General features: G+C 34.1%; 11 protein-coding genes and 1 tRNA gene. 7 read left to right on the top strand and 5 right to left on the bottom strand.

Annotation, left to right across the window (positions count from 1 at the left end):
- The first annotated feature begins 9 nt into the window (after positions 1 to 9).
- The 4 genes from purL to fbp all read left to right on the top strand — a co-directional run bounded on the left by purL (position 10) and on the right by fbp (position 4,601).
- Positions 10 to 2,232, top strand: a complete 2,223-nt coding sequence (gene purL, locus B2745_RS09790) for a phosphoribosylformylglycinamidine synthase subunit PurL (RefSeq protein ID WP_304065890.1) — start codon at positions 10 to 12, stop codon at positions 2,230 to 2,232.
- 108 nt (positions 2,233 to 2,340) lie between these two features.
- The gene (locus B2745_RS09785; RefSeq protein ID WP_304065888.1) at positions 2,341 to 3,054 is read left to right on the top strand and encodes a tRNA1(Val) (adenine(37)-N6)-methyltransferase; all 714 of its coding nucleotides are present in this window, start codon (positions 2,341 to 2,343) and stop codon (positions 3,052 to 3,054) included.
- A gap of 8 nt (positions 3,055 to 3,062) precedes the next feature.
- Positions 3,063 to 3,557 (top strand): metallophosphoesterase family protein, encoded by a 495-nt coding sequence (locus tag B2745_RS09780; RefSeq protein WP_304065886.1) that lies wholly within the window; start codon positions 3,063 to 3,065, stop codon positions 3,555 to 3,557.
- A 24-nt stretch (positions 3,558 to 3,581) separates the two neighbouring features.
- On the top strand, positions 3,582 to 4,601 hold the full coding sequence (gene fbp / locus B2745_RS09775) for a class 1 fructose-bisphosphatase (protein WP_304065884.1): 1,020 nt from the start codon (positions 3,582 to 3,584) through the stop codon (positions 4,599 to 4,601).
- A gap of 22 nt (positions 4,602 to 4,623) precedes the next feature.
- Here the strand turns inward: fbp and rnhA are convergent, their stop codons facing one another.
- The gene (rnhA, locus tag B2745_RS09770; RefSeq protein ID WP_026903619.1) at positions 4,624 to 5,097 is read right to left on the bottom strand and encodes a ribonuclease HI; all 474 of its coding nucleotides are present in this window, start codon (positions 5,095 to 5,097) and stop codon (positions 4,624 to 4,626) included.
- A 145-nt stretch (positions 5,098 to 5,242) separates the two neighbouring features.
- Here rnhA and B2745_RS09765 point away from each other — a divergent pair.
- Positions 5,243 to 5,316: transfer RNA gene (locus B2745_RS09765), tRNA-His, on the top strand.
- Between the two features lie 131 nt (positions 5,317 to 5,447).
- Here the strand turns inward: B2745_RS09765 and B2745_RS09760 are convergent.
- The gene (locus B2745_RS09760) at positions 5,448 to 5,636 is read right to left on the bottom strand and encodes a hypothetical protein (RefSeq protein WP_026903620.1); all 189 of its coding nucleotides are present in this window, start codon (positions 5,634 to 5,636) and stop codon (positions 5,448 to 5,450) included.
- A 340-nt stretch (positions 5,637 to 5,976) separates the two neighbouring features.
- Between B2745_RS09760 and B2745_RS09755 the strand changes: the two genes are divergently transcribed.
- Entirely contained in the window at positions 5,977 to 6,555 is a 579-nt protein-coding gene (locus B2745_RS09755) for an RNA polymerase sigma factor (RefSeq protein WP_304065883.1), read from the top strand.
- Positions 6,552 to 7,649: a S1C family serine protease gene (locus B2745_RS09750; protein WP_304065882.1), complete on the top strand. Its 1,098-nt coding sequence runs from the start codon at positions 6,552 to 6,554 to the stop codon at positions 7,647 to 7,649. Before B2745_RS09755 ends, B2745_RS09750 begins: the two co-directional genes overlap by 4 nt.
- Before the next feature lie 67 nt (positions 7,650 to 7,716).
- Here B2745_RS09750 and B2745_RS09745 read toward each other — a convergent pair whose 3' ends face one another.
- The 3 genes from B2745_RS09745 to pdxH form a co-directional block, all read right to left on the bottom strand.
- Complete coding sequence (locus tag B2745_RS09745) at positions 7,717 to 8,841, bottom strand: NADH-quinone oxidoreductase subunit D (RefSeq protein WP_304066330.1); 1,125 nt, start codon at positions 8,839 to 8,841, stop codon at positions 7,717 to 7,719.
- Between the two features lie 64 nt (positions 8,842 to 8,905).
- Positions 8,906 to 9,406, bottom strand: coding sequence for an NADH-quinone oxidoreductase subunit C (locus B2745_RS09740; RefSeq protein ID WP_304065880.1), 501 nt, complete (start codon positions 9,404 to 9,406; stop codon positions 8,906 to 8,908).
- Positions 9,403 to 10,059, bottom strand: coding sequence for a pyridoxamine 5'-phosphate oxidase (pdxH, locus tag B2745_RS09735; RefSeq protein WP_304065878.1), 657 nt, complete (start codon positions 10,057 to 10,059; stop codon positions 9,403 to 9,405). The genes B2745_RS09740 and pdxH overlap by 4 nt, the downstream gene beginning before the upstream one ends.
- Positions 10,060 to 10,147: the final 88 nt, after the last annotated feature.

The following is a 10,147-nucleotide window of genomic DNA, read 5'->3' as shown; positions in this document are numbered from 1 at the left end:
CGTATCAAATTGGAAAATAATAACCTCACCACCCTAGAAACCGCAAAAGATTTAGGTTTACGTCCTGAAGAGTTCGAAAAAATAAAAGAAATTTTAGGCAGAACGCCAAATTTTACAGAATTATCCATATTCTCTGTGATGTGGAGCGAGCACTGTTCCTACAAAAACTCTATCACTTGGTTAAAAACGCTACCTAAAGATGGTCCTAGAATGCTAGCCAAAGCAGGTGAAGAAAATGCAGGAATGGTAGATCTTGGCGATGGTATAGCTTGTGTTTTTAAAATTGAATCTCATAACCACCCTTCGGCTTTAGAGCCTTATCAAGGTGCAGCAACAGGAGTAGGCGGTATTAACCGTGATATTTTTACAATGGGAGCAAGACCTATTGCTCAATTAAATTCATTAAGATTTGGAGATCCAAATCATCCCAAAACACAATGGTTAATTAAGGGCGTTGTAAAGGGAATTGGCGATTACGGAAATGCTTTTGGTATTCCTACCGTAGGTGGAGAAGTGTTTTTTGATGAGTGTTACCATGTTAATCCATTGGTGAATGCTATGTCTGCCGGTATTGTAAAAGTAGGAGAAACAGTTTCTGCAACATCACACGGAGTAGGTAATCCGGTTTATATTGTAGGTTCTGCAACAGGTAAAGATGGTATTAACGGAGCCGCTTTTGCTTCAAAAGATATCACAGAAGATTCTGTAAATGATTTACCAGCAGTTCAGGTTGGCGATCCTTTTCAAGAGAAATTATTGTTAGAGGCTTCATTAGAAGTAATCAAAACAGGTGCTGTTGTAGGTATGCAAGATATGGGCGCTGCTGGTATTATCTGTTCTAACTCAGAAATGTCTGCTAAAGGTGAGCATGGTATGCGTATAGATTTGGATAAAGTGCCTACCCGTCAACAAAATATGCTTCCTTTCGAGATTTTATTATCAGAATCTCAAGAGCGTATGCTTATTGTAGTAGAGAAAGGAAAAGAAGCTTTAGTAGAAGCCGTTTTCGAGAAATGGGATTTAAACTGTGCTATTATCGGTGAAGTTACTGATACCAAACGACTACAATACTTCATGAATGGAGAATTAGTGGCTGATGTACCTGCTGATGATTTAGTTCTAGGTGGGGGTGCTCCGGTTTACCAACGTGAATATAAAGAGCCTGCATATTATCAAGAATTCCAGAAATTTAATATTCATGATGTTAAAGAGCCAGAAGATTTAAAAGCTGTAGCTCAACATTTAACCAATCATCCAAATATTGCATCTAAAAGATGGGTTACCAATCAGTACGATTCTATGGTTGGTACAGCCAATATGGTTACCAATAAACCAAGCGATGCTGCTGTTGTTTCTGTAAAAGATACCAATAAAGCTATCGTGTTAACAGTAGATTGTAACTCTAGATATGTAAACGCAGACCCTCAAAAAGGTTGTGCTATTGCTGTAGCAGAGGCGGCAAGAAATATTACTTGTGCTGGTGGCGAGCCTGTAGCTATTACCAACTGTCTTAATTTTGGTAATCCTTACATTCCTGAAGTTTACTGGCAATTTGTTGGAGCTATCAAAGGTATGGGTGAGGCTTGTACAAAATTTGAAACCCCTGTAACCGGAGGAAACGTTTCTTTCTATAACCAATCATCAGATGAAGGACCTGTTTTTCCAACACCAACAATTGGTATGTTAGGTGTGATGGATGACATCAACAACATGATGACTTTAGATTTCAAACAAGAAGGAGATTTAATTTATCTCATTGGCGAATCTGTTAATGATATTGCTTCATCTCAATATTTAGCATCTTATCATAAAATTTCGGCATCTCCGGCTCCTTATTTTGATTTGGATAAAGAATATGAAACGCATCAAGTGATTAAGCAATTAATCAGTAATAAACACATTCAGTCTGCTCATGATGTTGCTGATGGAGGTTTATATATTGCTTTATTAGAGGCTTCTATGCCAAATCAATTGGGTTTTAATATTAGTTCTGATGCTGAAATTAGAAAGGATGCCTTCTTATTTGGTGAAGCTCAAGGACGTATCGTGGTAAGTGTTAAACCAGAAGAGCAAGAGGCTTTTGTCGAGTTTATGGCTACTACAGAAACAGAATTTAGTTTATTAGGTCATGTAACAGCAGGCTCATTATTGATAGATGATGAAAGTTTTGGTTCTGTACAAGACGCTAAATCAAACTACGATAATGTATTGCACAATATCTTAGGAGCATAAATTCATTATCTTATCAGCATAAATGCTCTTTTAACGTTAAAGTTGAAAGAGCATTTTTTTGTTTACATCTGTTGCTTTTATGGTCTTTTAAAAAGCTAAATTTGTTATATGTCGGTATTTCATTTTAAAGAGTTTGTTGTTAATCAGGAAAATTGCCCTATGAAGATTAATACCGATGGGGTTTTATTAGGTGCTTTATGTGATGTTCAACAAGCTAAAAGTATTTGCGATATCGGGACAGGAACGGGTGTGATTGCTTTAATGTTAGCACAAAGAAATCATCAAAGTAAAATAGATGCATTAGATATAGATTATAGGGCTGTTGATACTGCTAGCGTAAATTTCCAGAACTCTTTATTTCATGAGCGTTTGGCAGCTCACCATCATAGTTTTATTGAGTTTTTTGAGATGCATCCATCCAATAGGTATGATTTAATTGTTTCAAATCCCCCTTTTTTTCTTAATGCTTTAAAATCTCCTCATCATCAAACAAACCTTGCAAAACATACAGACGAGTTTTTTTTTATTGATTTGTTAAGAGTTGCATCAACCCATTTACATAAACATGGTAGCTTAGAAATAATTGTTCCATTAGAAATATCTTTACTTTTGGAACACTTAGCAAACGATTACTATTTACATCTTGAAAGAAAAATAGTTGTTAAATCTTTTCAGGATAAAGAAGCTTTCAGGCATATTTTAAAGTTTCAAAAAAATCCTTCGGTAGAATTGCAAACAGAGGTTTTTACAATTTATGAAAAAGAAGGCGAGCATTCTTTGCAATATAGAAGTGCGCTTAAAAATTTCTTTACTATTTTTTAGTATTTATTATGGTTAAAATTGGCTTATTATCAGATACGCACAGTTATTTAGACGATGCTGTTTTTAAATATTTTGATACCTGTGATGAAATATGGCATGCTGGAGATTTTGGTACTTTAGCTCTGGCTGATGAATTAGCTGCTTTTAAACCTTTAAGAGGCGTTTACGGAAATATAGATGATCAGACAGTAAGAAGAGTTTATCCAGAGCATTTGAAATTTACTTGCGAAAAGGTTAATGTTTGGATGACGCATATAGGTGGTTATCCAGATAGGTATAGCCCAGCTGTAAAAAAAGAAATCTACACTAAGCCGCCTCAGTTATTTATTTCTGGCCATTCGCATATTTTAAAAGTGATGTTTGATAAAAAAATACAATGCTTGCATATAAATCCGGGTGCAGCTGGGAAAATAGGATGGCATAAGCAGAGAACTTTAATTAGATTTTGTATTTCCGAAGAAAAAATTCATACTTTAGAAGTCGTCGAATTAGGCGTAAGATAATGTAAATTATACACTAAGGTATTTATGATAGGAGTTACAACACTAGGTCAGTTTATTATAGAGAAACAAGCAGATTTTCCTTATGCGAAAGGAGAACTTTCCCGTCTTTTAAGAGACATTGGTATTGCTGCTAAAATTGTTAATAGAGAAATTAATAAAGCTGGTTTAGCAGATATTTTAGGTGAATCAGGTATTGTAAATGTACAAGGCGAAACACAAAAAAAATTAGATGTTTATGCTAATGAACAATTTATTTCTGCTTTAAGCAGTGGGGGAGAGTGTTGTTTGGTAGCTTCAGAAGAAAATGAAGAGATTGTATTGTTAAATAAAGAAGTTTCTAAAAATGCCAAATATGTAGTTGCCATAGATCCTTTAGATGGCTCATCTAATATAGATGTTAATGTTGCTGTAGGTACTACATTTTCTATTTATCGAAGAAAAAGTAAAGAAGGCCCTGGTGTTTTGGAGGATATATTGCAAAAAGGAACAGAGCAAGTTGCGGCAGGTTATATCATTTATGGTTCATCAACCATGTTGGTTTATACTACAGGTAAAGGAGTAAACGGTTTTACCTTAGATCCTTCAATTGGTGAGTTTTGTTTATCGCATCCAGAAATGAGAATTCCGGAAACTGGCTCTATTTATAGTATTAACGAGGGTAATTATGTGCATTTTCCCGAGGGTGTAAAAAAATATATTAAGCATTGCCAAGTAGAAGATGCAGCTACTTCCAGACCATATACATCAAGATATATTGGTTCTATGGTGGCCGATTTACATCGTAACCTTATTAAAGGAGGAATTTATATTTATCCTTCTACTGCAAGTGCGCCTAATGGTAAATTGAGATTGGTTTATGAGTGTAATCCTTTAGCTTTTATTGTGGAACAAGCAGGAGGGCGAGCTACCAACGGTTACGAAAGAATTTTAGATATGGAAGTGACAGAGATTCACCAAAGAGCAGCTATTTTTATTGGCTCTACCAAAATGGTTTTAGAGGCTGAAGAAATGATGCGTGAATATTCACCGTTAGTGATGTCTTAAAATATAAATATCAATAAGACTGTTATAAAATGGTCTTATTGTTTTTGTTTTCTATTTCAAAAACAGTGTCTATTTTCAAATCTTTCCCTTTAGCTGCTAACACAGCTAGTTGATCGCATCTTTCATTTTCTGGATGCCCGGCATGCCCTTTGACCCAAACAAACTTTACTTGATGCAGTTTATATGCGTTTAAGAATCTTAACCACAAATCTTTGTTTTTTTTTCCTTCAAAACCCTTTTTAACCCAACCAAATACCCACTTTTTTTCTACAGCATCTATGACATACTTAGAATCAGAAAAAATAGTTACTTGTTGATTTAAGCTTTTTAAAGCTTCTAGGCCAACGCAAGCGGCTAATAGCTCCATTCTATTATTGGTGGTTAACCTAAATCCTTCTGCAAGTTCTTTATAATGATGACCAGACCGTAAAATTACACCGTACCCACCTGGTCCAGGGTTACCGCTAGAAGCACCATCTGTAAAAATTTCAATCATTTAACGAAGATAAAGAAAAGACTAAATACCTCAAGCAAATAAAATAATACGGCTAACTATCAATAATTTAGTTTTATTATTTAAAAAATGTTTGAACAAAATTTGGCATATATCATAAAAGATTCTACTTTTGCAACACCAAACGGCGGTTGTAGCTCAGTTGGTTAGAGCATCGGTTTGTGGTGCCGAGGGTCGTGGGTTCGAGCCCCATCGACCGCCCTTCTTAAAAAGATTGTCTTGAAAGAAGACAATCTTTTTTTGTTTACAGTACTCAAGAGAAATTATATAAACAAAAAAAAGCTCTTACAAATTGTAAGAGCCTTTTCTTAAAATCTTTAAAAGATTTTTGCTTACATAGCAGCAGCAGTATCAACAGCAACTGAATCAGCAGCAACTGTATCAACAGCAGCAGTATCAACTACAACAGAATCAGTAACAACTGAATCAGTTGCTTCTTCAGCTGGTTTGTTAGAGTTACAAGCAACTACTGATAAAGAGATAGCTAAAGCAAAAAATCCGAATTTTAATAAATTTTTCATGTTAATTTCTTTTTTTAATTTTTGATAATTTAATCGTTAATACTGCAAAGGTAAAAAGGTAACCCGATTTTTAAATATTTTTTTAATAAAAAAAGAAAAATCACGTTAACTGCTAATAAATCAGGCTTTTTATTGCGAAAATAATTTTTAGAAATACTTTAGCCACATGATTAGGTCTTATTTTGTATTTATATTTTTAAGAGTAGCTTGTAGTTTTTCATCATTATCCTCATCTAAAACTTATAGCGCATTATTGTTTCAGATGTTCTTCATATTTTAATTGGCTAAAAGTTTTTTTTTACCAACTTTGGGTTACAATTTCGTTTAAATCGTATTAACATTGAATAAAAAGATAAATCATTCGAAGCCAACAGATAGTGAAATTATTTTAGGTATTCTGAATAATTCATCTTCCATTTTAAAGCATTTGTATCTGGCATATTTTCCCATGATACTACAACTGGTTATCAATAACAATGGTGATGAGGATGATGCAAAAGATATTTACCAGGAAGCAATTATTGTATTGCATGGTAAAATTAAAAGTGGAGATTTTGAATTAAGTAGTAAACTAAAAACTTTTATTTATTCTGTTTGCAGAAGATTATGGTTAAAAAAGCTTCATCAGAAAAGTAGATTTAGCGGCGATATTAAAGATTATGAGGATTATATTCCGGTAGAGCAGGAGATAGAACATCATCAAGAAAAAGATAAGCAATTTGCGATGATGCATACTGCGCTGAAAGATTTAGGTGAGCCGTGTAAAACTATTATTGAAGATTTTTATATACATAACCGTTCTATGCAAGAAATCTGCGAAAAATTTGGTTATACCAACGCAGATAATGCTAAAACGCAAAAATATAAGTGTTTACAACGATTGAAAAAATTATTTTTTAATCAAAAAAATGAAAAATGAACAGTGAGTTAGCATTGATTAAAAGAATTGAAGCCTACCTGTATCAGGAAATGTCTGATGAGGAGATGATGCAATTTGAGCAGGAGAGAGCAGAGCAGCCAGATTTGGATAGCAAAGTAATCGCCCATTTGGATTTTTTAAAATCATTAAAAGGTTATGGCGAGGTTCAGGAACTAAAATCATCCATGGATAGTTTCCATAACGAGCTGGATATTGTTTCTTTAAAAGAAGAATTGCAAGAAAAAGAATCAGCATTTGTTTTATACTTCAGAAAATATCAAAGAAACTTTGCTGTGGCTGCATCGGTAGCTATTTTAGCTACTTTGATAACTCTTATATCTACCGGGCAGTTTAGAAAATCTGGTAACTCCTCTACCTATAATGCATTAAAGAGAGATATGGAGTCTATCAAAAAATCTCAAAATGCTTTGATTAGAAATATCAATTCTAAATCTCCTAACAAAGAAATAGCACCTAGCCAGTTTGGAGGAACAGGTTTCGCACTATCATCCAATGGTTATTTGGTTACCAATTATCATGTTGTACAGGGGGCAGATTCTGTTTATATTCAAAACAATAAAGGCGAGTCTTTTAAAGTTCAAACCATTTATATAGATCCATCTTATGATATTGCCATTTTACAAATTGTAGATCCTTTGTTTGAGTCATTATCGCCTTTGCCTTATACTTTTAAAAAGTCATCTTCAGATTTAGGTGAAGATGTTTATACCATTGGCTACCCAAGAGACGAAGTTGTTTATGGTAAAGGTTATTTAAGTGCGCAAACTGGTTTTGGTGGAGATTCTATTGCTTACCAAGTTTCTATACCGGTTAACCCAGGAAACTCTGGCGGACCTTTAATGGATAATAGAGGAAACGTAATTGGTGTGATTAGTGGTAAACAAACTCAGGTTGATGGCGCCGCTTTCGCCATAAAATCAGACTATTTGTTGAAAGCGATAGAAAATATCCCTCAGGATTCTTTAAAGAAGAAACTTAAAATCAATCATAAAAATAGTTTAGCATCATTTAACAGAACACAACAAATTAAAAAGATGCAAGATTATATTTTTATGGTGAAAGTTTATAATTAAGATTAACCTAATCACTAGTAAAAAGCTTCGATTTTGTCGAAGCTTTTTTTGTTAGCTAACATCTATGCTACCTATCAACTTCTCCAAGAACAATATCTATAGAGCCAATAATGGCAACTAAATCAGCGATTAAAACACCTTTAGAAATCTCTGATATAACAGATAAGTTATTAAAACTCGGGCCTCTTGATTTCACCCTGAAAGGTTTATCAGATTTACCATCCGCAATAAAATAGAATCCAATCTCACCTTTAGGATTTTCTGCTCTGCAATAAAAATCTTGCTGCTTAGGAACAACTTTTTTAGGTACTAAAGCTCTAGGATCAAAATCTGGTGTGCGTTTATGTTCATGCTGTAACTTTACTGCACATTGCTCAATAATTTTTAGAGATTCCTCAATTTCATCAACCCTAACTTTATAGCGATTCCAGCAATCACCTACAGTTCCAATTTCTCCTTTAGCGTAAGGAATTTCAAAATCTAATTCTGGGTAAACCGAGTACTCATCCTCTCGTCTTAAATCGTATTTTAAGCCAGATCCACGTAGCATAGGACCAGAACATCCATAATTTATGGCCACATCCAAAGGTAAAACACCTACGTTTGCGGTTCTAGATATAAAGATTTGATTTTCTGTAAGGAGCTCATTTAATTCCTTCATTTTAGGTTTGAAGTATTTTACAAACTCTATGCAACGTTCTTCAAAACCTACCGGAACATCATAAAATAAACCTCCAACCCAAATGTAATTATAAAGCATTCTGGCACCAGAAGTCCATTCTAACATATTCATAATATGTTCTCGGTCTCTAAAACACCATAAAAATGGTGTAAATGCACCAATATCAATACCGTAAGTACCAATGGCAATCAGGTGAGAAGCAATTCTATTAAGTTCGCAAACCAGCACTCTTATGTATTCAACCCTTTTCGGGATTTTATCTTCAATACCTAGCATTTTCTCAACACCCATAACAAAAGCATGGTTGTTGTTCATAGATGCCATATAATCCATCCTATCTGTAAAAGGGATAATTTGACCGTAATTAAGCGCTTCAGCATGTTTTTCAAAACATCTGTGAAGATAGCCTAAATGAGGGATTACTTCTTTTACGATTTCCCCATCAGTAATTAATTCAAGACGTAAAACACCATGTGTACTAGGGTGTTGTGGCCCTAAATTAAGTACCATTTCTTCTGATGAAACGCTATTAATTTTATGTTGATACCTTTCTAATGCTTCTGTATATTTCAACTTACATGTCTATTTTAATGTTGTGATATTGCTCTGCTGTTTTATAATCTTTCCTTAAAGGATATCCTTCCCAATCGTCGGGTAATAAAATTCTTCTTAAATCCGGATGACCTTCAAAATAAATACCTAAAAGATCAAAAGCTTCTCTTTCATGCCAATCGGCTGTTTTCCAAACGCTGGTAACAGATTTAAATGTGGGTAAATTTTGCTCGTCTCTATCATTTTGTTGATAGACTTTTAAAACCAGTTGATGCTTTTTAAGGATAGAGGATAAGTGATAAACCACGCCAAATTTTTGAGCTTCTACACCATAATCTATACCGCTAAGGCTCGATAAGAAATCAAACCAGGTGTTTTCGTTATCTCTCAGCATTAAACAAACTTCAACAATATGATCTTTTTTGATAACTAAAGCAGGTTGTAAGCCTTGTGTTTCCTCTGCTTCAATACTATCAGGACCAAATTTCTGTATTATGAGTTCTTTTATCTCAGTAAATGTCATGGAGCAAGCCTTTCTATGGTCCAAGATTCGTCTTTTTGTCTTTTATAGATAATCCTATCGTGTAAACGGTTAGATCTTCCTTGCCAAAATTCTATCAAATTAGGAATAAGCCTATAACCTCCCCAAAAGTCCGGTTTCGGTACAACTTCTTTATCTTTATACTGTTCTTCTAGTTTTTTCAAGTTTAGTTCTAAAAACTCCCTATTTGGGATTATACTGCTTTGTGGAGATGCCCAGGCACCAAGCTGACTTCCTTTTGGTCTAGAGTGATAGTAAGATGTGGATTCGTGTATGCTAATTTTTTCGATCACACCTTCAATTCGGATTTGTCTTTCCAAATCTCCCCAAAAGAAAACTAATGCTGCAAAAGGGTTTTCTGCTAATTGTTGGCCTTTATTGCTGCTGTAATTGGTAAAAAAAGTGAAGCCATCTTCATCGTAATCTTTTAAAAGAACAATTCTTGCTGATGGTATACCTTCTTTAGATGCAGTGGCCAAGGTCATAGCGTTGGGCTCTAGAATTTCTGCTTTTAACGCATCTTTAAACCATTTTTCAAACTGCTTTAAAGGTGTTTTTTCAATGTCTTCCTCCAGAAGAAAGGCAGAACGATAATCTTGTCTTAAATCTTTTAAATTTAATTTTTGCTCATTCATTTTATACAAACTTACGAATTGCAAATTGGGATAAAAATAATTTAAAATAAATGACATGAATCAGTATTTATTACGATTTTTAAAATCT

This window comes from Pedobacter glucosidilyticus (genome assembly GCF_002483235.1).
GTDB lineage: Bacteria > Bacteroidota > Bacteroidia > Sphingobacteriales > Sphingobacteriaceae > Pseudopedobacter > Pseudopedobacter glucosidilyticum_B.
This window is presented reverse-complemented; position numbering and strand designations above follow the sequence as displayed.